The sequence below is a fragment of the Posidoniimonas polymericola genome (assembly GCF_007859935.1).
GTDB classification, from domain to species: Bacteria; Planctomycetota; Planctomycetia; order Pirellulales; family Lacipirellulaceae; genus Posidoniimonas; species Posidoniimonas polymericola.
Window position 1 is genome coordinate 195,030 of the sequence record NZ_SJPO01000011.1, and the last position, 26,328, is coordinate 221,357.

13 protein-coding genes are annotated in these 26,328 nt (G+C 59.7%); 8 read left to right on the top strand and 5 right to left on the bottom strand.

The annotated features are described in order from the left end of the window. Positions 1-480: 480 nt before the first annotated feature. Positions 481-864, bottom strand: coding sequence for a nucleoside hydrolase-like domain-containing protein (locus Pla123a_RS25370; RefSeq protein ID WP_146590449.1), 384 nt, complete (start codon positions 862-864; stop codon positions 481-483). Positions 865-1,582: 718 nt separating this feature from the next. Here Pla123a_RS25370 and Pla123a_RS20420 point away from each other — a divergent pair. The 6 genes from Pla123a_RS20420 to Pla123a_RS20445 all read left to right on the top strand — a co-directional run bounded on the left by Pla123a_RS20420 (position 1,583) and on the right by Pla123a_RS20445 (position 13,283). Then, complete coding sequence (locus tag Pla123a_RS20420) at positions 1,583-2,092, top strand: sigma-70 family RNA polymerase sigma factor (protein WP_261342768.1); 510 nt, start codon at positions 1,583-1,585, stop codon at positions 2,090-2,092. 115 nt (positions 2,093-2,207) lie between these two features. After that, positions 2,208-3,848, top strand: coding sequence for a LamG domain-containing protein (locus Pla123a_RS20425; protein ID WP_197528147.1), 1,641 nt, complete (start codon positions 2,208-2,210; stop codon positions 3,846-3,848). Positions 3,849-3,947: 99 nt separating this feature from the next. After that, positions 3,948-4,670 carry a hypothetical protein gene (locus Pla123a_RS20430; protein WP_146590452.1) on the top strand — a complete coding sequence of 241 codons (723 nt, stop codon included), beginning with the start codon at positions 3,948-3,950 and terminating at the stop codon, positions 4,668-4,670. Between the two features lie 360 nt (positions 4,671-5,030). Then, entirely contained in the window at positions 5,031-6,137 is a 1,107-nt protein-coding gene (locus Pla123a_RS20435) for a DUF1559 domain-containing protein (protein WP_146590453.1), read from the top strand. Positions 6,138-6,213: 76 nt separating this feature from the next. Beyond that, the gene (locus Pla123a_RS20440) at positions 6,214-10,170 is read left to right on the top strand and encodes a beta strand repeat-containing protein (RefSeq protein ID WP_146590454.1); all 3,957 of its coding nucleotides are present in this window, start codon (positions 6,214-6,216) and stop codon (positions 10,168-10,170) included. A 560-nt stretch (positions 10,171-10,730) separates the two neighbouring features. Further along, complete coding sequence (locus Pla123a_RS20445; protein WP_146590455.1) at positions 10,731-13,283, top strand: sialidase family protein; 2,553 nt, start codon at positions 10,731-10,733, stop codon at positions 13,281-13,283. 389 nt (positions 13,284-13,672) lie between these two features. Here Pla123a_RS20445 and Pla123a_RS20450 read toward each other — a convergent pair whose 3' ends face one another. From Pla123a_RS20450 to Pla123a_RS20465, 4 genes are all read right to left on the bottom strand, one after another. Next, the gene (locus Pla123a_RS20450) at positions 13,673-14,740 is read right to left on the bottom strand and encodes an integrase core domain-containing protein (protein WP_146590456.1); all 1,068 of its coding nucleotides are present in this window, start codon (positions 14,738-14,740) and stop codon (positions 13,673-13,675) included. A 481-nt stretch (positions 14,741-15,221) separates the two neighbouring features. Next, positions 15,222-15,839, bottom strand: a complete 618-nt coding sequence (locus Pla123a_RS20455; protein WP_146590458.1) for an EF-hand domain-containing protein — start codon at positions 15,837-15,839, stop codon at positions 15,222-15,224. A 78-nt stretch (positions 15,840-15,917) separates the two neighbouring features. Beyond that, positions 15,918-17,021, bottom strand: coding sequence for a DUF1559 family PulG-like putative transporter (locus tag Pla123a_RS20460; protein WP_146590460.1), 1,104 nt, complete (start codon positions 17,019-17,021; stop codon positions 15,918-15,920). A 411-nt stretch (positions 17,022-17,432) separates the two neighbouring features. Next, positions 17,433-21,194 (bottom strand): FG-GAP-like repeat-containing protein, encoded by a 3,762-nt coding sequence (locus tag Pla123a_RS20465; protein WP_197528149.1) that lies wholly within the window; start codon positions 21,192-21,194, stop codon positions 17,433-17,435. Positions 21,195-22,148: 954 nt separating this feature from the next. Here Pla123a_RS20465 and Pla123a_RS20470 point away from each other — a divergent pair. Further along, entirely contained in the window at positions 22,149-24,050 is a 1,902-nt protein-coding gene (locus Pla123a_RS20470) for a hypothetical protein (protein WP_146590463.1), read from the top strand. A 113-nt stretch (positions 24,051-24,163) separates the two neighbouring features. Continuing rightward, complete coding sequence (locus Pla123a_RS20475; RefSeq protein WP_146590465.1) at positions 24,164-25,975, top strand: hypothetical protein; 1,812 nt, start codon at positions 24,164-24,166, stop codon at positions 25,973-25,975. The last annotated feature ends 353 nt before the right edge of the window (positions 25,976-26,328 follow it).

Genomic DNA, 26,328 nt, shown 5'->3' on the forward strand with positions numbered 1-26,328 from the left:
GACAAGAGTACGACCGGCTTATCGCAGAGTGGCTCGCCAATGGCCGCCAGAGGCCCGCTGACGACGCCACAGGGCTCTCCGTTGCCGAACTGATGGTCGCCTACGTCCGTTACGCGGCCGACTATTACCGCCGTGATGGTGTGGCGACGGGCGAGTACGCCGCAATCAAATGCGCGCTCCGCTACATCGAAGCCCTCTATCGAAACACTTCGGTAGAGTCGTTCGGGCCGCTTGCCGTCAAGGCGGTCCGAGCAAAGATGACTGAGGCAGGGCTAGCGAGGTCGACCGTCAACCAGAATATCGGTCGAATTGTGCGGATGTTCGTATGGGGGGCGAGCGAGCAGCTGGTGTCGGGGGAGGTCGCCAACGCCCTGAAGCTAGTCCCGGGCTTGCGGCGTGGGAGAACGGACGCCCGCGAAGGGACCCCAGTGCTGCCAGTCGATGACTCGGTGGTCGAAGCGACCCTGCCCTTCCTGCCACCTATCGTGGCCGATATGGTCCGTCTGCAGAGGTTGACCGGTATGCGTCCCGGAGAGGTCTGTCTGGCCCGACCTTGTGACGTTGAGCGATCGGCAGACGTCTGGGTGTATCGTCCGTCTTCCCACAAGACCCAGCATAGGGGGCGCGAACGCCGTATTTACATCGGTCAGCGGGGGCAAGAAGTTCTGCGCCCCTATCCCACTCGTTCGCATAGAGCAAGAACCGCACCATTGAGCACTCGTCATCGATCTCGCCATCGCTCGTGACAAGGATGCGCGGACGCTGTCGGGCGTTGGTCGCGTGAGAGACGCTCGTCTCGGCCTGACCGGTTAGGCAGGCAGAAGAAAGCACCGCTAGACAAGCGACGTTACCAAGGTGGCTCATGCGCAACTCCCACTACGGGCTACGTCCACGACACGCATCAGGAATTCTGCGTGGCGTCGTGCACCGGTGATTTGGTTGTCGGAATGCAAATACAGGTCATTAGGCATTCAGAAAGAAAGACTGAAGCCGCACGAAGTCCACGCCGGCATTGCAGTCGACACCAACACACCATAGGGCAAACCGGAAGCCAGCAGCTTTCGGAATCGGCCTCTTTTCAAGCCGCTGAGAGCGACGGGGATGATCCGGGCGACTGCCACTTCAGTAGCGCCTGCGACGATACAATCGTCACCGCCGTGCCCTCGGAACCCCGCCAGTAACTGGGGCCCTCGGCGATGGCTCGCCAACACGCATCTTATCCAGGAAAAAAATCTTTACCCCGAATCTCGGCGGTGGCCAGCGGCACCCCGCTGCGAGTAAAGCAGCGAAGCTAAGCCCTTTACCAGCAAGTGCTTAACGTCGCCCACCGAGTCCGAAGCACCGTCTGAATTGGCGTCTGGAGTACGTGAACTGCCGTCTCGCCCCTCGTAGCTGCCGTACCCCTCTTGGAGATTAACACTAGGGAGAGTATCTCAGCAGAATCCTGCCACGAGAGATAAAGCCACGTCGCCCCGTTGTCTTCTAGCTGATGCGATGCCTGGCGTAGCTCGGAGACGAGCTACGCACCACTCTTCGCGAGTTACTAGCCTTGTCGAACTCTCGATTTCCATCCGACTCATTCGTGGGGTTCTTGACCAACTCTCAAGATCGTCTGCGCGCGTTCATCCTAGCGAGCGTGGGCAACTACAGTGACGCGGGTGATATTTTGCAGAAGACGAACGTGGTCCTCCTGAAAAAGGCAGGCGACTATGCCGAGGCCGGTCAGTTTGATGCCTGGGCCATCGGAATCGCCAAGTACGAAGTGCTGGCGCACATCCGCGATCGGCAGCGAGAGCGTCTGTCTTTTTCCCCCGACCTCGTGGAGTTGATGTCCGATGCCGCGGAAGAGCAGGTAAAAAAACTGGGCGACAGGCAGCTGGCGCTGCGTAAATGCTTGTCGCAGTTGCCCGCAGAGAAAAGACAGTTGATTGGCATGCGGTACTTCGAAGAATTGTCGATGGCTGAAATTGCCGCAAGGCTTGGCAAGTCGGCAGGAGCGGTTAAGGCAACCGTTCGTCGGCTGCGGGGACTGCTGCACGAATGCGTTTCTCGAAAGATGGCGGATGCGAAGCCGTCCGTGAATTGCGAGTGATGTAGTAAGTCAGGGCTGTTCGTCTTCCTTCGGCGTTTCTTGATGTCTTATATAAACTAGTCGCAAGTTTGGTACGCAAATGACACCTGATCGACTGGAACAGCTGCTAGCTGGAATGAGCGAAGGAACGCTCACGGAGCAGGAGCATGCCGAGCTAGACGCCGCGCTCTTGGCGGATTCAGGTTTGCGCACAAAGGCGGCCGGGTGGCTTTGCGAAGAGTCGCTCCTGCATCAGGAGGCGGCTGTGCTGGCGGGCCTAAGTGGTGAAGTCGCAGAGCAGTTTTTTACCCAGAACCGCTCTGACATCGTTCGCCGGGTCGAGATTGCTCCCACAACCGGTATTCCATACCGCTATGCAGCAGCTGTTGGCGGATCGATTTTGGCGTGCTCGTTGTTGCTGAATGTTCTTCAGTGGCGCGGAGAAGTGAACAGCAGCGGCTTGGCAGTTGATTCCAATTCAGTTGCTCAAGACGCGAGACTGACGAAGGTCACCGGCTGCATCTGGGATCCTTCGAGCGAATCGACGCCTGTGAAAGGTGGCGCCTTGTCGGGTGGAGACACTCTCAAACTCCAGCAGGGGATAGCGGAGATCGACCTGCAGGATAGCAATGCCCTGGCAAGCGTGCGGATGCTGGGCCCGTGTACTGCGGCGGTGCGTTCGGCTGGTCTGCCTGAGCTGCAATCCGGGCGCATGGTGGCGGATATCAGCGTGTTCACAACGCCTGTCCGCATTCACACCCCATTGGGGATGCTAGAGCTCTTCGAAGATGCGTCCCTAGGGATAGTTCGAGACCAGGGCAGCTGCACAGTTCATCTTCTTGAAGGGGTTGCACACTGGCCAAACGCTGCTGCGGCCCCCAGCCTATTGCAGGCCCCAATTCAACAAGGCGAAGCGATTTCTTGCGGTTTCGCCGGATCCCGGCCGGTGAGGTTTCAAAAATCATCGGCGGACATCAGCGTCTTCGCCGAGGAACGTGGTATGGCGACCGACAGACTGAGTGTCGGTGATCGGTACGCCGAGCTTGTGATGGCGGCGAAACCAGCGAGCTACTGGAGATTCACCCGCACGCCGAGCGGAGTGCTCGAGAACGAGGTTGCTGGCGGCGTCAACCTAATGATGGGAGGAGAGGTATCGACGGTCAGCTACGGCACGAATTCGGTCCTCGAATTCGGCATGACCCGGCACGCGGGGTACCTGTATTCGGAAGCTCTGTGGCCAGCCACTCCACTCAGTGAATTCTCTGCCGAAGTGTGGGTCAAACCAAGCCATTTCCACAACGGGTCGATACTTGCTCTCACTACCGAACGTGACGCACGGGGGAAATACCCCAATCACGCCATGCTGCTAGAGCTGGGCGGCGCCCAGTCGCACTGGCGTTCGCTCACTCCGCTAAATTCCCTGCGTTACCTGTTGCGTTCTCCGCCGTCCGGAGATCAAGAGGGAGAGTTTGGATCCAGCGTTCCAAATGGCTATGAAGTGCGCCGCTGGCAGCATCTTGTCTATGTCAAACGGGACGACCGCCTTGAGCTCTTCCGGAACGGAGCGAGGGTAGCAGTCGACGACGGTGGCGATAGCCGCGTCATTGCAAGTGAATTGCAGATCGTTTGCGGCCGTCTATACCCCCACGGCTCGGAGCGCTTGTTTGTGGGTCAGATGGATGAGCTGGCTATTTACGAGCACGCGCTGACCGAGTCGGAGGTAAGAACACACTTCGTTGCAGGCGCTTCGAACGCAGCGACGCCTGACGCAATTTAGATGACGATTCTCTGCGAAATTCGTCGCCTTCGGGCGACTGACGACTTTTCGATCCCCACTCTTCTGTATTTCTGTTCCATCACTTGAAGGTTGCTTCTCATGAAAAAACTCCTGACACTTCATCGCCTGTGCGGCACCTGCATGCTTTCCGCCGCATCCTTAGTCGGCCTCTCGGTAGAAGCTTCGACGCTTACGATTTTGAATGCAGGGTTCGAGAGCGACACGGCGCCCGCTGTGGGAGCGACGGGTTGGACAATCACTTCTGGCGGAACCGACTGGTTCACCACGACCGCGGGCCAGCCCGATTCGTCCAACGACCCCGATGCTGCGGCTGAAGGCGCCAATTGGCTCTCGGGCAATCGATTGGCGACGGGCGCCGGTTCAAGCAGCAACCCTCAGGTGATCGAGCAGCTGGTAGATATTTCTGCCGACGCTGCACTCGTCGACTCGGGCGCGGCTCGACTCTCGCTGTCTTTTATGTTTTCGGATAGTGACCCGAATGACGATGGGGAGATTAAAGCGTTGTTCTATTCGGACATCGCCGGCATTTCACCGCTTGCAGGAGACCTCGCGTCTGGCGTCCTAGCGCCGACCGCCCCCGACAACACTGCGATGGCGCCTTGGGATATCCGGAACCTAGTTGGCGTTGTGCCCACGGGGGCACGGTCGGTCAAGATCGAACTGGTTAATACGCGGGCGTCGGGGTCTGCTGGCAATGTGCACTTCGATGATTTCAGCGGAGCGATCGTTCCCGAACCGACCGCGGCGATGCTGATTGCATTCGGGGCTTGCTTGATTGCCGCTCGCGCTACTAGTCGATAGCCCACGCAGCCGTTCTGATGCTCACCTGAACGGAATCGCTAAGCGCCGGCGAGCGTAGCGGGGCAGCTGCGCTCGCCGGTGGACGCGGAATATCTGGGGAGATCGAGACTTTTTGGCTCCTTGGGCACGTTCTCGAGGAAGCGTCATGCCCAAGTTTCGAGTAGTCGGGACAGGTCGATTCAAGCCCCGGGTTCCAGGGAAAACATTAGCGTTTCTCGTCAATCGATTCAGCAGACGACCGTTCCCAGTTCCACTTGAATAGAGACGCACGCGGTCGATTAAGTAGTGAGTCTTCGTAGTAGCGCCTAAGCATTTCTATTAGCGAAGAAGTAGATGGCCCCACAAGTTCGGAGATTAAGGATGAAGAGTCTCTCAGCGATAGGTCGCCGCGAGGTACGGTCGAATGGCGGTTTTACCCTGGTCGAGCTCCTCGTTGTGATCGCCATTATTGGCGTGCTGATCGCATTGCTGCTGCCGGCCGTTCAATCCGCCCGAGAAGCCGCCCGACGTTCACAATGCACGAACAATCTCAAGCAGATCGGGCTGGCCACCCTCAACTATCACGACTCAATGAAGTCGCTGCCGCCGATGCGAGTCGCCGACGCCCAGCAGACATACCTTATGCTGATCCTGGACTACATCGAGAGTGCGCAGGTCAAAGACCTGTGGAACCCGGATCTCGGCAATTTCTACGACCAGTACCACTCTACCCGCACCGCGACTGTTGAGGCGTACTACTGCCCGTCGCAGCTGCACGACAGCCGAATCATCTCGTCCGATGCCCCTCCCGGCGACGGCTACCACTCCTCCACCTCAGACCCCGAAGTCCCGGGAAACTGGCAAGGGTCGATCGCCGATTATCGTGGCGTGTCGCGCTCCACTCTTCCGCTCCGCGATCCATCCGGTGACGTAATTTCTGCAGGCCTATACAGCCAGCGTGGAAGCCTACGCCGCTACGACTTGCTTGATGGAGCGATAGTCGGGGCAAAGAACGTCTCCCTGGGGGGACCGAGCGGCCGGGGTGTCGTGGGTTTTAAAGGGGCCGTGCCACTGCGGCGAGTCTCGGATGGGACGAGCCACACCGGCTTGGCTAGCGAGGTAAGCCTCGCACTTTCGGAGTCGCGGCACGCTTTCAATGGTGACCACGACTGGGACATCGGCCTAGGCGAGGAAGCGCCGTTCTGTGAGCGATGCACACTGCCCTACGGCCCGGGCACACAGGGACACCCAAGCTACAACGCCCGCGAGCGGGAGAGCAGTGGCGACATCGGCTACGGCGGCGCTCACCCAGGGGTCGTCAATTTTGCATTCTGCGACGGCCATGTCGAGGCGATCGCTCGAAATGTCGACGCTCGAGTTCTTGACTGCGTTGTGACACGTGCCGGAGGCGAGATCTACGACCTAGAGCAAGGGACGTTCTCGGGCCGGCAAGAAGGCGGAAGCGGAGGCGGTGGCGGGGGCCGGTAACATCCGCTTCGCCTTTCAGGCCCCCCCGCACCATCACCTGGCTAGAAGAATCCCCACGATACTCAGAGACTACAACATGTCGTATCTAAAAAGCCTACTCGCAGTCATGCTTGTGGCCATTGCATTTTGTGTCCCCGCGCAGGCAATCAACATCGTCTACTCGGGCACCAGCCAGACTGCCGATCAGGCAATTATCAGCCTTATTGAGGGCAGCTTTGACGACGTGAACATCAACTACGGCGATTTTAGCAACTACGCGACGAATGCTGCCGTGATTGAGAACGCAGACCTGTTCATCGTCGGTCGACGATTGACAAGCTCCGCGTACGCAGATGCGACGAGCGCCGGTTCGTTCAACGCGTTAACAGTTCCTGTGGTGGCGTTTACGAGCTACGTGACGCGGCCCGATTCTGATCGGTGGGGTTGGCATGGCGGTCCGGCGATCGCCGATTTGTCCGTGGTTGGAAATGAGACCACAGTAACATCCGCTGGCGCGGCTGCGTTTGGATTGGCAAGCGGCGATTTTGACTGGTATCCTGAGCCAGATATGTTCAACGCGGCTGGCTCGGGCTCCGTCGGCGAAGGAGATATCCTGGCGACAATTGGCGGCAACATCCTCGCGGCCCACTGGGACGCTGGCGAGCTCTCGGGCTCCGGCGTCGCCTTCGGCAGCGATCGTTTGCTTTTCAACTTGTCTGAGGTTGGGAGCGTTACGACACTGCCCAACTCCGCGGGACAGCAGGCGTTGGTCAATGCCCTAGAAGCCTTCACTCCCCTCATGCCACTGTCGGCCAATCAGTGGGACGTAGACGGAGGCGGCAGCTTCAATCTGTCGGGGAACTGGTCCAGCAACACCGTTCCAACGCAAGACCCCTTGTTCGGTGTTGCCCTGACGGCCGCCAATGCCCCCGCGACGGTCACGCTGGACAGCCCCTTGTCGCTCAACAGCGTCACATTCCAGAATCCCAGCCAGTACATCTTAGCCGGGCCAGAAGCCCTCACACTGGCAGGTGACCACGAGGTCAGCGTTGGCTCTGGTGTCCACACGATTTCGGCAAACGTTGCGGGGACGGCCGGCTTGGTAAAGTCGGGAGCGGGCACGCTCCTGCTCGAAGGCGCCAAGTCCTACACCGGAAATACGGCAATCCAGGGCGGCACGCTGAGAATCAACAACCTGGAGTCAATCGACAACCAGACCAGCAGCGTCGTCAACCTCGAAACGGAGGACGCAACATTCGCCGTCTCCGCTGGCGCTACCGGAACGTTGGCGGCAGCACTGACCGGCATAGGACGGATTCAGCTGGACAACGACCTGGAGGACGCGGATACGGTTACGATCAACCGCGCCAACGCGAGTTACGATGGACAGGCTGTAGTGAACGGCGGGAAACTGGCGGTTGGCAACAGCGCCGCCCTTGGCATCGGTGGGGAGTCCTTCAACAGCACGCTAGTCGATGGCGGCGAGGCGTCGGGAAGTGTCGCTCTCACAGGCGGCGTCAATATTTCCAGCGAGGTGCTGGTTTTGGAGGGGCGGGAGAACGCCGCTTTTGACGCAGTGCACCTCACCAGCTCAGGCAACAACAGCTGGAATGGTAATATTATCGGAGATGTTGGCGGCACGCAGTACAACATCGAGTCGACGTCGGGCACGCTCGCCTTGGGCGGTGTTATCTCGACTCCAGACTCGAGCGATCGCGAAATCGTGTTCAGCGGTGGCGGCAACTTTAGTGTTGCAATGATTTCTGATGGGACGCGTGACGTCGACGGCGTTGTCACCGGCCCAAGCAGCGACGACACCATCACCGTCGTTAAACGCGGAAGCGGCACTCTCACTATCACGACTGGCACCGATAGCGTGCAGGACTATTGGTTAGGCGGCACAGTGGTGGAGCAGGGAGTCCTCGCGGTTGCGGCCGGCAGCGGAGACGCGGGCGAATTGCAAAGCCGTTCGATCGCGGTCAGCAGTGGTGCGACACTAAATGTTTCGTCATTCAGTCAGTACGCCCAGCAGGTCGCCCAGGTGTTCCGCGGCGCCGGGACGATCAATGTTGGCTCCGGGACGCTGCAGTTGTTTGACGATGCCTCGCTGGCCCCCGGTGACGGTCCCGGACAAGTCGGCACGCTAAATGTGACGGGCAATGCAACGCTCTCTTCGTTCGCCACCCCAGGAAGTGAAGGCGCCTGGAGTTTTGACCTCGGAAACTCAAGCAATCCAGGCAACGATCAGCTGGCTGTTTCTGGATCGTTCACTGCCTCCGGTTCTCCTGCGTTGGCAGTCAACGTCACGCCTGCCCATGGGCACATTGACGCCGGCTCCCATATGGTGCTGTCGCACTCAGGCGGCGCGGTGACCGCAGTGAATGGGATGGCAGTACAGATCACCGATGCACTAGGCGCGCCGCTCACCACTCGTCAGAGCGTTTCGGTAAACGGGAGCTCGGCTGGGCAGGTCAATGTCGTTGTTGCCGGTGAAGAAGCTACCCGCACCTGGAACGGTGGCGTGTCCGGCGTGTGGGATATCGCCGCCATGAACAATTGGCAGGAGGGAGATCAGCAGTACCGGGATCTCGACCGACTCACATTCGATGACACGGCCAGTGGGACAACTAGCATTGTTGTCGACGGCCCTCGCTTTGCCGGTTCGGTCACGTTCTCGAACTCGAGCAACGAGTACACTTTCGCAGGGGCCGGCGGAATTGTGGGGACCGGCGATGTCAGCGTCGTTGGCGCCGGACGGGTGACACTCGCCAACACCGGCAACAGTTACACCGGAGCCACAACCGTTGGAAGTGGCGGCAGTCTCCGATTCGCCTCCTCCGCTAGCACCGGCGATATCGCCATCTCGGGCGTTCTGACGGTAGGTAGTATTGGCGAGAACCTGAGCCCGGCCGGCATTATCAACGGCGATTTTGAAGCCGACCCCGACAACACCGCCCCACCCACCGGCTGGACAGACCTGTCGACTGAAACGAGTTTCTGGGTTGGCGTAGCCGACGAACCCGGCAATGCAACAGCGGACGAGGCGGCGCTCGCTGGATTCAGTGGGAACTTTCTCACCACTGCTCGGCTTTCGGCTGGCGTCGAAGCGCAGCCGACAGAAGGGTCTCTGGTTCAAACCATCGACCTCTCATCGTTCGCCACGGATATCGATGATGGGGACCAGCAGCTCTTCATCGATTTTGACTGGGGGAGCGACGACAGCCGAGATACTGGCATCTTCTCTATGAAATTCTTCAGCACGACCGACGGCTCTGGCGCCGAGCTCGGGGCAGGCGTGAGCGTCGCGCTCGATGACGACAACGGATTCGCCTTCGTTAGTTCGCCTGAACTGGTTGGAGGCCTAGTGCCTATCGGGGCGCGCAGCGTATCGATCCAGATTGACACGCTGCGAACCGGAGGGTCAGAAACCAACCTCTGGATAGACAATCTTGCAGGCACAATCGGTGAAGGGTTCAATGCCACCGCCGACCTGCGCGTGGAGGGCGATCTATCTATGGTCGCTGGTTCGACGCTCGAGCTAATTGTCGCATCTGCGGACTCGTTTAGCGCTGCTGTTGTCGAAGGGTTGTTAACCGCTGACGGAACACTTCTGCTATCTGAGCTTCCCGGCTCCGCGTTTAACCTTGGAGACGTGCTCGATGTGCTTGACTTCGGCGCCGTTTCCGGCGAATTCGACAATATCACGCTTCCGGACCTTACTAGCGGCTTGTCTTGGGACACCAGCAACCTGCTGGTGACCGGCGAGCTGGCGGTCGTAGCGATCGGCCTGCCCGGCGACTTCAACGGTGACGGCGTCGTGAACGCGGCCGACTACACCGTTTGGCGGGACAACCAGGGCGCCGGCGATGAAGAGTCGCTCAACGGCAACGGCGACGGCATGAACGGCGTGGATCAAGCGGACTACCTAGTCTGGCGAAATAACTACGGCGCGACGTCCATTGTGGGTGCAGGCTCGCAAGCGGTCCCCGAACCGACGGCGTTGATCCTGCTTGCAATCGGCGCCGGGGCCGCATTACGTAAGCGGGACCGGTAACGCAGGGGGCAACGCCGGTTGCAAGACCTAGGCGTTGCCCCCCTGCCGATTCGCTCCCGCCCGTCAAATGTGAGAATCGCCCACGGTGTCGGTCTCGCTATGGGTCCGACCAGACCTGAGTCAGCACCGGGGTTCCAAACAAGAACATTTCCGCACCGGGGGTCTGACACAGTAGCCGGCGCCCGCTATGGCGGTCGAAAGCGGCGGACAGGCCCGAGAGCGAATCGACGGTGCGCAAGAGAGAATTCTTACCTGAGCTTTGCACATTGGAGCCGTTGATGATGAGGCCGCTAGGCAACCTAGTCTTGACCACACTGATTTGCGTTTGCCTCGTGCCAAGGGGCGCCGCCCAAACTCTGAGCATGATCAATGGTGGGTTTGAGCTCGACTCGCCCATCGCATCACCGCCCGCCGGTTGGACAACTAGTGAGGGAAAAGCGTACGTAACCGGAGGCTCAGGGCTCAGCCCAGTCGATCCCACCTCCGCATTCTCCGGCGACAACTTCGTGACGATGAATCGCCTAGCAGGGGGCGACACCTTCCCCGACCAAGCTCAGGCCATGAGTATTTCCCAGATCGTGGACGTGTCGGCTTTTGCAGCATTGATCGACGCCGGCGATAAGTACCTCGACCTCTCATTCGCATACAACGCGGCCGACCCTAGCGACTATGGCGTTGTATCAATCGGATTCCTCGATGAGATCGGTGGCGCGCTTGGTTTCGGCGTCACCTTCAACACCAGTTCGAAGCCAACGGCGAGTGCCTCCTGGGCAAACCACTCCCTATACGGTCAGGTGCCCTCCACGACGAGGTTGATCCAGTTTACTCTGGCGGGCGAGCGTACTACCGGCGGTGTTGGATCCGCAAGGAACGTCAACTTCGATTCACTGACCGCCCAGCTCTTGGACGAGCTACCGCCATTGCCGTCGCGGGACGTGGTCCATGGGGACCTGGTGCAGTTCAATTCCAACGGAGCTTGGAGCTGGTATCAGGATGAACGGGCAATCGTGGATCAATCGCGGGGGGAGTTGTTGGTTGGATCGATCGCCAACCGGGGTGGCCTTGGCGGGGAAGTGGCAGACGGCCAAGTCCAAACCAGCCACTTCGACCTCGCCACTCGCACCCGTAGTATAGTAACCCACAACGACCTCGAGTCTTACGGCGCGGGTGATGATCACAACGTCCCCGCCTACCTGCAAAAACAAGACGGCGACATACTCGCGTTCTACGCGCCGCACAACAATCGCAACGGTGTGGAAGATGACCGCAGCTACTACCGCACCTTCAACGCCGGCAGCGAGACCTGGGGCCCCGAGTCTGAGTACCACTGGTGGCCAGAGATCCCCAGCAACGCGCCCGGATCCGGCGGCACGACCTACTCGAATGTCTTCCAGCTTTCGGCCGAAGACACCGACGGCGACGGCAACGGCCGACTGTACAACATAGCGAGGACGCAGCAGAGCCCGCACATCATGTACTCCGACAACAACGGGAGCACCTGGCAGTACGGCGGTCAGCTCACCGAGCAGCCCGAGGCGAAGCCGGCCGGAGGCAACTATGTCAACGGGTATTACAAGTACTGGTCGAACGGCGTTGATCGCATCGATTTCATCGCGACCGAGTATCACCCTCGCGACTTCAACACCAGCATCTACCACGCCTACATCCAGGGCGGCAAGATGTACGATTCTTTGGGCAACGAGATCGACGCGGACATCTTCGACGCGGCCGGTTCGTTCGATGCAAGCTTAGTCCCGTCGACCGATGACTTCACCCCGGTTTTCAGCGCCAACGGCGTGAACCAGTCCCGCGCCTGGAACACCGACGTGATGCGCTACCCGGACGGAACGATCGCCACCCTCTTCAAGACGCGAGAGGCCCCGTACGACAACAACGCCAACGTCGATACCGACGATCACCGCGTCTGGTACGGTCGGTTTGACCCGACGACGCAGCAGTGGACCACGACCGAGATTGCCAAGGCAGGGGCCCGCCTGTTTGGCAGCGAGCAGGACTACACCGGCCTCGGCGCCCTCGATCCTAGCGATCCCACCACGATCTTCATCTCCTCGCCCATCAATCCGAGCGATGACACCGAGACCGACCACCACGAAATCTACAAGGGAGTCACCGGCGACAATGGGCTAACCTGGAATTGGTCGGCCGTCACGGAGAATTCCTCGGTCGACAATCTCCGTCCGATCATCCCGCAATGGGACGAGGAGAACACCGCACTGCTATGGTGGCGTGGATCAATGAGTAGTTCGCAGAACTATGACGCAGCTGTAGTCGGGCTCCTGCTCAATGGCAACGAGGCCCTGGGCGATATCCACTATGTAGATGCGACAGCGGGTAATACGACGCTCACCAGTGGTCGGACCTTGACAATGACGTCCGGCTCTGGGGCGGGAGCCATCGACGACCTGTGGCATGTCCGCACGGGAGTCGGGAATGGCGGCGACGTCTTCACCGCGGACGAGGTTGGAGGTGAAGAGGTTCCCACAATTCAAACCTCTGTCGAAGGTCTGGACGCAGGCGTCTACGATGTTTTCGCGTACTTTTGGGTCGGGGACTCGGAAGACTGGCGAGTCGTCGCTGGGCTCTCGCAAGACGATCTATCGGTATATCGGATGCGAGGGAGCCAGCAAGTCGAGGAGAGCCGTTTCGAGGGTGAAGTCTTGGCAAGCGAGGTAGATCGCAGAATGTACCAGGCGTATCTCGGACGCGCCTCAGTCGCTGATGGTGGATCGATTGCCGCATTTATCGACGACTACAGCACTTCGGGCTCAGGCAGGGTCTGGTACGACGGCCTCGGCTACGCACTGGTCACCGAACCGCTGTTGGGAGACTTCAACAACGACGGGGTGGTGGATGCCGCTGACTACTCCGTCTGGCGCGACAACCTAGGCGCATCTATCACACTCCCAAACGAAGACCCGTCGGTAACGCCGGGTACTGTTTCTGAACAAGACTATGAGACTTGGCGAAAAAACTACGGAGCGGTTGCCGCGGCGCCCAGCACCGGAGGTGCGCGAGAGGTTCCAGAACCTGCCGCAGCTTGGTTGCTTCCCGGTCTCGCCGGGCGTTGGTGGTTATCGCGGCCGGAAAAGTGAAACTGTAGGCAGCGCACACAATTCCGCGCTGGCGCTTTCTGCAGAGCGAACAGTAACCCATGCGGAATCGGCCCGCCCGCACATCGTGTAGCGAAGAGAGTTTACGATTAAATGGCTTACGCCCCGGCGGAATGTGATTCTGCGTGCTTCGCTCGGCAACTCGCGGAACGGTAACTTCTTGTGTCGCCGGCTGAGCCCACGTCGCCCAGATCGTCACACCAGCGTCGTGTTCAACAAGGTTGTCCGACGAGCCAGCCCGATGATTCAAGGTCGGGAATGGCTCTTGGGGCGACGCCAATTGTCGCGAATCGCTGCCGATCCATCAACGGCGCATGGAGTCGGGGCGCGAATCCTCGCGCCCCCGGCTAGGGAGTTGCCTCAGCAGCTTCTCAGGCGGCTTTCCTTTCGTAGCACTTCAAGACACCGCCGAGCCGCTCCCGGCAGACCACTTCGTCGCCGCTGCTCGGAGGATCGTCGGCATCGGACCAGACCCCCAGTAGCGGCTTGTTGTCTTTCCGCTGATGCGGGCGTCGTTCGTGATAATAGTCCACGAATTCAGAAACCAAGTAATCAAGGTGATTCAAGCCGCAGGCGATAAAGTGATTCAGGCATTCGTACTTCACGCTCTGGATCCAACGCTCCACAAACGCGTTCTGATTCGGAGCTCGAGGAGCCGTTGGCTCGACGGCGACGCCTGAGGCTGAAAAAACTCGATCAAACCGCTTGCTGTATTTGAAGTCCTGATCTCGCACCAAGTATCGGACCGGCAACTCCATCACCTTGGCTTGTTTGAGCATCGATTCGGCCTGCTCGACCATCCATTGATCGTCCGCCCTGAAAGTGGCTGGCGAGCAGATGACTCGCCGCGACTCGACATGCAGGAACGCCAGCACGTAGGCCTGTTTCAAACCAGTCTTTGTCACGACCATTTTTGAAAAGAAGTCGCACTGCCATAGCGTGTCAGCGTGAATCTTGATGAATTCATCCCAAGTCCCCCTGCCCCGCTTAGGACTGGGAGAGACGCCCTCTTCCTTGAGGATTGTCCGCACCGTGGTGCGGCCAACGCACTGAATGCGGAGCTTCTTGAGCTCGCCGACAATCCGACCGTACCCCCAGCCAGTTTGGGTAGCAAGTCGAACAACGATCTGCCGCAGGTTCTCGGGAGTGCCCTTGCGGCCCATCTTTTTGGCCGGGGGCTGCCCTTGGCTTCTCCGCTCAAGCCAACGCTGGTACGTTCGGGGATGCACGATTGAAACCAGCTTTAGCACGACCGAGCCGATGCCGTCGCCCAACTCTAACAGCCGCTCCCGCTCTTCATAGCTGAGAAAGATACGGGTTTGCGGAACCCGAGCCCGGGTCATCTCCAGCTCGGCTTTGAGAAACAGGATCTGCCGCCGAAGATGGTCCTCCCCCGAACGCGCCAGCAGAAACAACAGCGGCGTAAACCAACCCTTCATCAAGCAACCATCCTGGCGAGATTCCCCGGGAAACTGGGGTGACAATCTTTCCGAACCCCTGATGTCGCTTGATTCTCTCAGCAATGACGCTGGCTTCAAGCATCATTCCCCGTATGGCTTTCAAAGAATTCGCAACGGCCGGAATAGCCAAGCTTGGGGTCTGGCTCCGCGTACCGCTTGTACCGTTCTAAGGCCGCCTGTACCGAAATACCTGACAATCCTTGATACGGTTTGATAGACTCTCACTTACAGTGAAAGCAAGTTTTCCCCTGGTTCTACCGAGAAATGAGCGGTTCCAAGGTCGGTTAGAAATCGCCTCATAACCTCGAGGTCGTCGCCCGTCTGCGTTTGAAAAGAAAAGGAGAAGAGTACAGGTTGCGATCAAGCACGATCGTGCAAGGCCGCTTTGTACAGTCGGGGGCTGTCTGGCGTCAGGCTCACCGGAAGCTGGGGAAAGCCTCTGGTGACGGCAGGGTCGTCGCTACAGGTTGATGGACGCCCGGTCGCCGCCACGCCGGATGGGGTTCACCTCCGCACCGAACAAATCGCCGCTAGCCGCTGCCTCGGGGTGATCAATTTCAATGCGGTAGATTCCAGGCGCCACTGCTCCAGCGCCGCCCCAATCTTTGGGCAGTGCTTCTGGCTCGACCGACATCTCCGCTCGGCCCGAACCATCGGTGACGCCGCTGGCAGCGGGTAGTGCGCCCCCCATGAAGGGCTCCGGCGTCATGCGGACCGTCACATTACTGAGGGGGCGCCCACCCTTGCTCACATCGCACACGAAGGACGTGAGCCCGACGCCGGCGCCCTTAAGTTGCTCAAAGCGTCCCTTGATCTCATCGGGCGAGACCTCGCCGCTGCCATCCGCGTCGTACTGCGCGAAAAGCTCAGCGATGGCGGGGCACTTCGCCACTTCCTCCTGGCTCAGGCTGCCACTGCCGTCACTGTCGTACTCGGCGATAGCCTGAGCCGCGGCGTCGGAAGGGTTCAGCGCCGGGGGCGCAACCCCGCCCCCACACCCCAGCGACAACGACACCACCCCAGCGGCTACCAACTGCCCAACCCGGGGCTGTGCCCAGGACTTCAGGTTCACTCTCATAGAGCCTTCAAATCAAGGAAGATGCAGACAGACGCCTGAGCCAAAGAACCCCGGTATGGAGAGCCGTGGCAACCCACGCTACTCGATATCGCTGGAAACCAATCCGTCGTTGCGCGAGCCCATGACCCGGTAAACTGCGTGATCAATGCTATAATTGATTTGACCGACGTGCCCGTCGCAGTACGACATGTTCATCACTCCCGGGTGCGTGCTCCCGAAGATCAGTGCGTCGGCGAAGCCCGGCCGGTCCTGCTGCGGCAGGCGCCAAGTCGAGCGGAAGTTGTCGTTGTTGTAGCCGGTGCACCAAGTCTCGTTGTCGCCCCCGTCCGCGCCCGTTTCATAGTTGATGGGATTAATGTACTTTTCACCGATCAGAAACGTGCTCGACGTGCCGTCGGTAACGTGTTTGATGGCGATCTCGCTGCGTTGGAAACTGATGCCGTTAGCAGCACGCGCGGCATTCCCACACGAGAACCCTCTGCCAGTTAGCACTTCCCCCGTGACAGACAAACAGAAGTTGCGTCGAATCGGGGGGAACTCACCCTCCTCAGGGAATCCTGCCTGGCCCACCTCGTTGGCGCTTGTATCACCACAGTTGATCGCGTAATCACTGCGTCCTGCGACGTTCGGGCCATCCGTATTACTCCCGGCGTTGAACGCGACGAAGGTTCCGTCAACAGGCTTCGGGAACACTTGTCCGGGCCGCCGAGAGGGGCACGCGATCAGGGGGAGCGGGTCTCTTACGATCTGCCGGACCCGCTCTTTCTGTTGCTCCGTAATGACATCGGGCTGCCCGTCCGAGGCAAACTCGTACCGTGCGCTCTCTTCTGTGAACGGCATGAGGTTGAACGCATATCCGCCGGGCTGATCGCGTCCAAAACCGCGGTCGGGGTCACCAACCCACCACCAGCCCCACCCACCCGTGGGAAAATGGCCCGCGATATCGTGGTGGTTCATCGAAGCTAGCGCGAGGTTCTTGAGATTATTCACACACTGCATGCGTCGGGCGGCTTCGCGTGCAGACTGCACGGCGGGAAGCAACAACGCGATCAAGACGCCAATGATGGCAATAACCACCAGCAGCTCAACTAAGGTGAAACCACGTGGCGGTGCTGCGAGACGCTCGGCAGCGTTCGCAGAATCAATGCCACGCCGACGCGAGTGTGCGACGAAATCGCGCATGGAGAAACTCCCTACCGAGCGCCGCAGACAACGCTCCCCTGCCGCGTAAGAAAAGATGTTGGGCTCTGCGGTACCCAGCGGCGAAAAGGCCTAGTGTTCGCACGCTAAGCGATCCGCCGCCCGAAGTCAAGCGGAAAGAGATAAAATCGAGCGGCCAAGTCCACTTTTGCAATCCCTTGTATCGAAGCCCGATCCACTATCGGCGAGTGGACTGCCGTGCCCAATCACTACACCCGGCAGGTTCTCGCTGGACGTTTCTTACCTCACCGCTCCCACGCGAATGTCGTAGCAACTCTCGGCCAGAAGGCGTTGCCGCATAAACTCTTCAAACTCCGGAAGCGGCTTCCGCGGTCGTGACATGCGTCATGCGCCGCCAAGGACGCGTCACGCACACGCCGACTGCTGCGGCAGCTACTGCCCTGGGTACCGAAGCGTTTGTATGGGGGACGGACTCATTGCGTGTGTCGAGCGGGAGCCGTCAGGCCACCGCACCTCGAGTTCGGAGTCATCTGTGGGATGCGGATTCCCAAAGACCAGGACGCTGGAGCTCTGAGAAAGGTAGCCGCTACCGGCGCACAACTCCGCCGTCTGAATTGGGCCGCTAGCGGACCGCAGTGTCACCCGCGCTCCGTACCCAAGTGGGTTGCCCCTGGGGCCCTCAAGCTTGACGCGGATGAGATTATGATGGTTCGGCTCTCCGACCGAACCATGCTCCTCCGCCGGCTCAAACGCCTGCAACCGCCCGTTATTGACTCCCACCAACAACAGCGGAGCTTGAGTCCGCTCGCCGACAGAGCATTCGACCACCGCGGTTGCATCGCCGGGCGCTACGAGGCCGCTCTCCGAAGGGCTAACCGCCTCAAATGTGGCGTCGCCATTACCAGTTAGCATCATGCTGATCCCGCCATCCATTCGACCCGATTCCGCTGCGGCCCCGGCAAAATTCTGCACCACGTAAACATCCGGAACCCCGTCGCCATTGAATTCAGATACCACCACCCCGAACGAGGGGGCTACTTGGGCGATCCGCGGCAGCGGGCGGAACGCAAAACCGCCGCTCCCATCGTTGACCAACACCCCCGATGCGAGCGTCGTGGCGGTGAGTTTATGCGCATCGGCCAGGGCCTCCGCCGTGTAGAGCTCCTCCAGGGAAGAAGTAGCGAACCGATCATGCGAGTCGAACATCATCCGCAGATGCGGCATGACCCGCGATGCGCTGCTCATGTCGCGGACGGGCACCAAAGTGTCGCCCTCGTACTCGGCTTCGAGCAACTGCTTGCCTCCCAGGCCGTCAAAGCCGCCGTAGTACAACACGGCCGGGCGCTGCTCGGTGGCTTTGTAGCGGCTGTTCAGCCCGCAATTCGTCACAACGTAGTCGATGTCTTCATCACCATCGAAGTCTCGCGCGGCTATCCCGTTCCACCAGCCGGTCAGCGACGCCAGACCCGCGGCGTCGGTCGACTCGACGAGCCTCCCCTGGGAGTTCTTGAACAGGCGGACCGGACCCCATTCGGTCGTCAACAACAGATCGACCCAGCCATCGTCGTCGGCGTCCGACCAAATGACGCTGGTAACTAGGCCCGCTGACAGGAGTTCGGGAGCCACCTCTTCCGTCACATCAACCAGCCTTCCGTTGCGGTTCTCTAGCAATCTGGTAGCCGGGGACTTTGGGTACTCGCCCGGGATCACCCGCGCACCGACAACGAGGTCGACATCGCCATCGTGGTCAAAATCGGCGGCCGCCACGCCGCTAGCGCTGTCGCGGAGTCCAGGGTGAGCGTTCGGCAGAGCCGGTGTCAGTCCGCCGCCGTCATTGACGTAGAGACGATCCGCGTAGGCTTTTCCGCCTGCTTCAGACTCGACACCACCGCTAGAAACATAAAGATCCAGGTCGCCATCGCCCTCGATGTCGAACCAGACCGCCCCCATGTCTTCGCAGGCGGCGTCTGCTTCAAGAGCGGTGATCGTGGCCACTCGAAATCGCCCCTGCCCGTCATTGATAGCCAGTCGCCCTGGTTGACCAGCGGCGCCTCCGAAGTAGAAATCGTCGTCCCCGTCGCCGTCGTAGTCGGCTACCGCGATCGAAGGCCCTGACTGAGAGAGCCTACGCGGCAACAACGGCTGCGCGGCGAAGTCGTCGAACGCCGTTTCCTCATGCTCGAGGCCACCGGGGGCCGCAATCGGCCTGAACCATTCGGCTTCTTGGGTTTCGGCCTTGCCACCCTCGTCAATCGCGTTACTGCCCGCAGCCGGCGGTTCCTGCACAGTCACCAGCTGGTTGGCCTGGATACCGCCTATCACTTGCCGCCGGCCGCTGGGCCAGTCGACAACCAGCCGTTCGACGTGCTCATCCTTGCCGAGTCCGAAATGGGCAACGGCCTCATTGCCAGAGAGGAAACCGGTCTGCGGCGAGATCATCCGAATTTGCCGGCCGGCGGCGGTCTCGATCGACACGGTCGCACCGATGCCCTGCCGGTTGCTGCCGTCGCCGCGCAGGGCGACTACCAGACGCGCCCCGCATGTGAGGTCGTTCCGGTACACGCTCACTGGCTCGTCCAGATTCGCTACAACTAGGTCGAGATCGCCGTCGCGATCCAGATCCGAGTAGGCCGCCGCGTAGCTCATGGCGACTTTGTCGAGCCCCCAGGCGTGGCTCACGTTCTCAAACCGCAGATCTCCGAGGTTTCGGAACGCCAGGTTCCTTTGTGGCTTCGGGGGGGAGTCTTCGTAATGATCCCACTCCGTCCTGCCGATCATCTGCTGAGCTTCCATGGGGCGGTCGGCGTGGGTGAACTCGCGGACCGTTCCGTTGCTGAAATACGCGTCGTTGCGTCCGTCGTTGTCGAAGTCGGCCAGCTTAATGGCCCAGGTCCAATCAGAGTCTGCCAACCCGGCCAGTTCTGCGGCTTCGTAGAACCGCTCAACACCGCTGTTGATGTACAGGGCATTCTTCATCACCTGTGGTGGACGAGCGGTGATGCGAGATATCTTGTCCGCATTCATCACCAGCATGGTGGTCATGCGCCCGTAGTGGGAAGTTGCCGACATGTCCGCAACAAGCAGATCGAAGCGGCAGTCGTCGTTCAGATCGGCAAAGTCGGCGCCCATTGAGAACCAGCTCGAGTGCGGGATGGCTGACTCGGCGACATCCGTGAATGTCCCGTCGCCGTTGTTGCGGTAGAGGTGGTCGGGATCGTTGAAGTCGTTGCCGATGTAGGCATCCGGCCACTTGTCGTGATTGTAGTCCCACCAAGTAATGCTCAGTCCATGACCGGCTTCGACAATGCCGGTTTCGATCGAAACGTCAGTGAAAGTCCCGTCGCCGTTGTTGCGTAGCAGGTGGTCCGGCCGGCCGGTATTATCAATCGAGTACTTCGAACCTCCTTGGTGCTTCAGGACATAGTACTTCTGGTACTCCGGCAGTACGTAGGGGCGCCCGTCGCGGACGGAATAAGGGGGGCGGCTGGGCCTCCCGCCTTGCCGGTAGAGCCGGTTGGTGAGGACATAGAGGTCCAGGTCGCCGTCGCGGTCATAGTCGCAGAAGGCAGGCGTTATGGAAGCGTCGACAATGTCGAGGTTGCACTCGTCAGCCGCCTCGCGAAACCTGCCTCGGCCGTTATTGAGGAACAGCTGATTGGGTGAGTCGTAGTTGCAGACGTAGATGTCGAGATCGCCGTCGTTGTCGATGTCGGCCATCGCTGCGCCGGCGCCCCACGAATCGCCGCCCGAGACCCTAGCCGAATCGGTGATGTCTTCGAACTCCAGCGGTGCCGATTGCCGGTACAACCGGTTTCGGCCGGGCCCACTAGTCAGGTAGAGGTCGGGGATTTCATCGCCATCCACGTCTCCGATGGAGACTCCGCCGCAGACAAACCCAGAGTGGTACAGCCGCTTGAGCGGATGCCCCGCGTCAACCCTATTGATGAACGACACGCCTGTGTCCGCCGTCGACAACAGTGTAAATCCTTCTGAGTCTCCCAGCGATGGTGGGGAAAGACTCGAAACAGCGTACCCGCGGTCCCTGATCAGACTGCTGCCGGAAGTGGACCGCTCGGAACTCGAAAGCGATCTCGCAGCGGTCGGCTCTGAGTTGCTGTGGTTGCAGCCAGCGAAACTTGCCAACGCGAACAGCGTGGCAATCAAAAACGGCAAACCAACGTTCTTATCGCGCATTAAACAGCGTCTTTGCATTCGGAATGCTCTCTCATGGCAACGTTTGTTGGCCTTGCGCCGAACCTTGCTACGCCGAAACCGTGGCCAGCGCGGACCCTACGCTGGCAATAGATTGGCTCACAGGCACGGCATCTGACAAGAACGATGGCGCCCGGCCAAGTAGAACCGAATCGATCTGAGGAGCGTGGCCGGCCAACCTTCAGATTACGCACTGTGATCGCAGAATTGCAACTCACTACCATGCTGGCGGATGCCTGGCGGGATACCGCCAGCAGAAGAAAGCCACAACCACCCTTCATGGCGCACCGCAGGCGTTGCCGCTAACTCTCTTTCTTGAGTCACGGCGGCAGGCATCGAGTCCACGCATACAGTGCGTCGAACCACCTTGGCGGTTGAAGTGATGTCCGCTGGCGGTCCAAGAACAACAGCCGGCGTCACTAGGACGCAAGCCTTGCGAACGATTTCTAGGTCGCTGGAAAAATTCAAAATCGAAAAAAAAGGGTGGAACTGCCGTTAAGATTCTGCGATACTACTGACCGCTCACCTGTCTTAGGTGCCGCGCTAGATTAGTGGCACCGCGTTCTTTTCTACGTTTCGCTTTTCGGCATCGTGATTTCCTCGACTGAAATAGTCCAAGGTCAAATCGCACTTAAACACTGACAGCTCTACTACTCCGCGCTGAGCCGAGTGGCAGGAAACTGCTTATTGCCAGCTTCCGTCCGCTGACCGCTTAGCTCTAGCGTGCGGTTGGCCCGGCTGGCTGCCCAGCGCGGGTCGGCGTTGTCGCTAACAGACGACTCTCTCGACCTCTCTCCAGGAGAGGCCGGGGCGGGTCTTGTATTTGACATCCTCATCAGCTGCAAGTCTCTTCTCGTCCCAGTTCCATTGGTTCTTCGGCGGTGCACGCAACGCCGTATTGATTCGCACGCTTGACGCTTTGGAGGCGTAGCCCTTATGGATCCGAAAACATTGTCGCGATTTTCCCCGCTGGCGTGGTCGCTCGCCGCGGCTCTCTTGGCCAGCTCCACGCACGCTCAGTCGATTGGCGTAACCTTTGGAGCCGATGACGCGGGCTCCACGGGTGGCAATTCCGCTCTAGCTCCTGCAGAAGTGGCCGGCGTCATCCCCCAAGCCAACTGGAACAATGCCGAAGGAACCACGGCAACAATCACCGATGCAGTCGATAGTGCTGGCGCCGCCTCGACACTAGACGTGACCTGGGTCGCAGAGGAGAGTTGGAGCGGCGTCGGCGGCACGCCCGCGACGCCCAACGGTAAGCTTTTGAATGGCTGGATTTCCGAGAATCTCACTGATGCGGCGCCCAGCACTGTGACGATCTCCCAGATCCCGTACGCCCAGTACGACATGATCTTCTACCTGGCCCACGACCGCGGCGGCGCCGGCGAAAACACCATCTTCGGCGAAGCAGGCGGCGCTTTCGCCGACTTCAACGCCCGCGAGAACGTCACAGGCACAACCGTGGCGGCCGATCCATTCCAGTTCGACGCGGTTCCGTTCTCAGGCGGAACGGGCAACTTCTTTGTGGCCACTGGGCTCACCAACAGCTCTCTTTCAATCGAGTTTGGTTCTGCCAACGACCGAGCCCCATTCTCCGGTTTCCAGGTGGTCAACACGGTCGGGCAAGTCGCAGGCGACGTTGACGGCGACGGAAGCGTTGACCTCGACGACTACAACATCATCGAGTCAAACATGTTTCAGCGTGTTGGGATGCGTTCCGAGGGCGACCTCAACTACGACCTCACTGTTGATTTCAAAGACTTCCGGATCTGGAAGGCAGAGGCCGCTCCCGGTCTGGCCGCAGGTCTATCAATCGTGCCCGAACCCACGGCGGTCTGCCTCGTCCTTATTGGAGGTCTTGGCATGTTTGCGTCCCGATCGAAGCGTCGCCTGTCCGCCTGCAGTATAGCTGTGGCGGCAGTAGTCGTAGCTGGGATCTCGGCTCCCCAGGTTTACGCGGATTCCGTGGGAGTCAACTTCGGCGCCGACGACGCCGGTGGGACCGGCGGACTCTCTTCTTTGGCGCCCACCGACGTTGCTGGCGTTGTGGCCCAGGCCAACTGGAACAACGCCTCAGGAACCGGCGGCACCATAACCAACGCCGTCGACGACAGCGGGACTGCCACCACCATCGACGTCAGCTGGGCCGCCGAGGAAAGCTGGAGTGGCGCAGGCGGAACACCTGCAACCTCCGACGGCGTGCTTCTGAACGGCTGGATCTCCGAAAACCTCACGGACGAGGCGCCCAGCACAATCACGGTCTCAGAGATTCCCTACGACAAGTACGACCTGTTTATCTACGTCGCACACGACCGTGGCGGAGAGAACAACACCTTTACCGAGACGGGCGGCGCGTTCACCGACTTCTCTATCGTTGAAGGAGTTGACGGGACGCTTCTCGGCAGCAATCCACTAACCTTCACAGAGGTTACTGAATCGGGAGGAACCGGCACCCACTTTGTCACTCGAGGACTGTCGCAGAGCTCACTTGCGATCGAGTTTATCGACGACAACAACCGGTCACCGGTCGCTGGCTTTCAGATCGTAGACAACCCATTCCAGTTGGGTGACATAAACCTGGACTTGGTTGTCGACATCGACGATCTGGATATCATCCGCGCGAACTTCTTTATGACGAACGCTAGTCCGGGTGATGGAGACGTCAACCTCGACAAGAGAGTTGACTGGACCGACTTCAAGCTGTGGAAAGAGAACGCGACCCCTGCAGCACTCGCCGCCATTGTGCCGGAACCGCACTCGCTTACGCTCTGTGCAATTTCCTTACTCGGCTTGCACCGGCTCGGTCGAAGCCGGCAGCGTCAGCCTGGCGTGTCTTGATTCCTCAACGAGGCACGTGCGTTCTTCGGAACGATCAAACATCGCAACAAGTGGCGTACGTGAGACCCGCATCGGCGAAACAGCAACTTGGCTAAATCATAAAGGCTCGACATATGATGCGTCTCTTCTTTAAGTCTGTTCCCTCCCTGGTGGCGGTCGCCGCAGTCGCCGCATTGGTAGCGCCCGCTCAGGCTCAGGTCAACTACACATTCCTGCCGACCACGGCGGCAAACTGGAACGTCGATGCCAACTGGTCTGACGGCGCCGACCCTCCCAACATGTTTGTGCCGAGCATTGACTTCGACGAGACGGCGACGATCGGCAATGCTGATAGCATCGCCCAAGTCACCGACACCCCGCCCACGCCGATCGGATTGACGATCAATGCTGGCGCCGTCGAAGTGGCCAGCACCGGCTCGCTTTCGATAGTCGTTTCTGGGAACGTCGCGGGAAGCGGCGGTGCGACGATCAACGCCAGCGGCCGGATGTCGGTTGCGTCGGGCGGATCATTCAACTCGGAAAACCTCACCGTGAATGGCGCCTTGGAGGTGGGATCCACCGCCAGTGTCTCCACGTCTGACGGGATCACGTTCAACGGTGGCAGCACCTTCAATCCGCAACTTGACAGCGCTTCGTTCAACGCGATCTCCACGCCGGGTCCGATTACTCTTCTCGGCGGTACGGTGAGCCTGGACTTCGGCTACACGCCGTCACCCTCGGACACATGGAACCTTTTCGACGGCGGATCTGTGGTCGGAAACATGCCTGATGTGGAGGTCGGTAGCGGCCTAACCCTCGACCCGTGGCAGAAATATGCGATTCGCACGAGCGCGGGTGGAGCCAATGGCGCGGTCGGCACATTGCAGCTTGAAGACCGCGTCGTGCTATCGATCGATCGCTCAACCGGCGTCGGTACAATCACCAACATGTCTGCCAGCGCCATCGACCTCGACGGATACGTCATCGAGTCGGGGCTTGGATCGATCAACCCATCAGCCTTTAACAGCTTCAGCGATCAGAGCCTTGACGGCGGATCCTGGGGAGAGTTCGGCGTGTTGGCCAACGAGTCTATCGGCGAACTTCGGAATGGCGGCATTACGTCGCTAGCGGCGGGGGCCTCGCGGTCGATTGGGGCCGTGTTCGACCCGACCGTTGCAGAACTCGGAACGGATTACGAGGACCTTAGCTTCAGCTACACGAATGAGCTGTACGACTCCATCGGCGGCGTCGTGGTCTACGACGGCAACAAGAAGTTCAACAACCTAGTGCTCAACGTCGACCCCGTCACCGGGGAGGCAGTGCTGGTGAACGAATCGCCGCTTTCCATTACGATCGACGGCTACGCGGTCAAGTCCGCCAGCGGCGCCCTGCTCACCGGTGGGTGGACCAGTCTTGAAGATCAGGCCACCGCCGGAGGCGATTGGCTTGAGATTGGCGCCGACTCGGGACAACTCGGCGAACTAAAGTCGGCGGGGTCTACGGTTCTTGCCCAGGGAACGAGTTACAACCTGGGCGCCATCTTCGACACCGCTGGCGAAGAAGACCTCACGCTCGAGTTCTTCTTTGCCGACGAATTCGCGGCGCCTGCCTTCGGGGTGGTAAGCTACGAAGAGTTGGTCGACCCGATGTTCATACTAGGGGATACCAACAACGACGGCGTGGTCAACACCCTCGACATTGACCCCTTCGTCCTTGCACTAACTGATCCCGGCGGCTACGCGTCAGCATTCCCCGGGGTCGATCTACTCGAAGTGGCCGATACGAATATCGATGGCGTGGTCAACACCCTCGACATTGACCCCTTCGTTTCAATCTTGACTGGGGGCGGCCTTTCGGCAGCCCAGGCTGCTCCCGAACCGTGCTCGCTATTGCTAGCTATGGCCGCTATAGGGCTGGCCGGCGTAAGGAAGCGAATTTGCGCCTAGGCGAAGCGACTGCTGTCAGTGCTCTTCGCGATATCGAGCCGATTCAGCTCAATGCGTTATCGACCCGAGAAATGAGTTGATCGTTGTCCCGCACTAGGTGATCAGCCAGCAGGAGGCCGAGATTTATCGCTCGGCCTTCTGCTGTTATCGCATCTAGCCGCGCTGTCGGACCGCATGAGTTTGCACAGTGCCCGACGAGGACTTCCTCGCATCGTTGCATAGTTGTCTGGTACCTTTGTGCCTTGATCGTCGCGTGACAAGACCGCAGCATCCAGCTAGTATGAATTGCTGGTAGGCAGAAATCGTTCTACACCTTCTCCTGCAGTCTTTCTCATCTGCAAGATCACGCGACG

Coding starts and splice junctions, on each gene's coding strand:
- Pla123a_RS20435 (WP_146590453.1), top strand. CDS start 5,031: ATGAAGAGTCTCTCAGCGATAGGTCGCCGCGAGGTACGGTCGAATGGC.
- Pla123a_RS20460 (WP_146590460.1), bottom strand. CDS start 17,021: ATGCGCGATTTCGTCGCACACTCGCGTCGGCGTGGCATTGATTCTGCG.
- Pla123a_RS20465 (WP_197528149.1), bottom strand. CDS start 21,194: ATGCGCGATAAGAACGTTGGTTTGCCGTTTTTGATTGCCACGCTGTTC.
- Pla123a_RS20430 (WP_146590452.1), top strand. CDS start 3,948: ATGAAAAAACTCCTGACACTTCATCGCCTGTGCGGCACCTGCATGCTT.
- Pla123a_RS20455 (WP_146590458.1), bottom strand. CDS start 15,839: ATGAGAGTGAACCTGAAGTCCTGGGCACAGCCCCGGGTTGGGCAGTTG.
- Pla123a_RS20440 (WP_146590454.1), top strand. CDS start 6,214: ATGTCGTATCTAAAAAGCCTACTCGCAGTCATGCTTGTGGCCATTGCA.
- Pla123a_RS20470 (WP_146590463.1), top strand. CDS start 22,149: ATGGATCCGAAAACATTGTCGCGATTTTCCCCGCTGGCGTGGTCGCTC.
- Pla123a_RS20475 (WP_146590465.1), top strand. CDS start 24,164: ATGATGCGTCTCTTCTTTAAGTCTGTTCCCTCCCTGGTGGCGGTCGCC.
- Pla123a_RS20445 (WP_146590455.1), top strand. CDS start 10,731: ATGAGTATTTCCCAGATCGTGGACGTGTCGGCTTTTGCAGCATTGATC.
- Pla123a_RS20425 (WP_197528147.1), top strand. CDS start 2,208: ATGAGCGAAGGAACGCTCACGGAGCAGGAGCATGCCGAGCTAGACGCC.
- Pla123a_RS25370 (WP_146590449.1), bottom strand. CDS start 864: ATGAGCCACCTTGGTAACGTCGCTTGTCTAGCGGTGCTTTCTTCTGCC.
- Pla123a_RS20450 (WP_146590456.1), bottom strand. CDS start 14,740: ATGAAGGGTTGGTTTACGCCGCTGTTGTTTCTGCTGGCGCGTTCGGGG.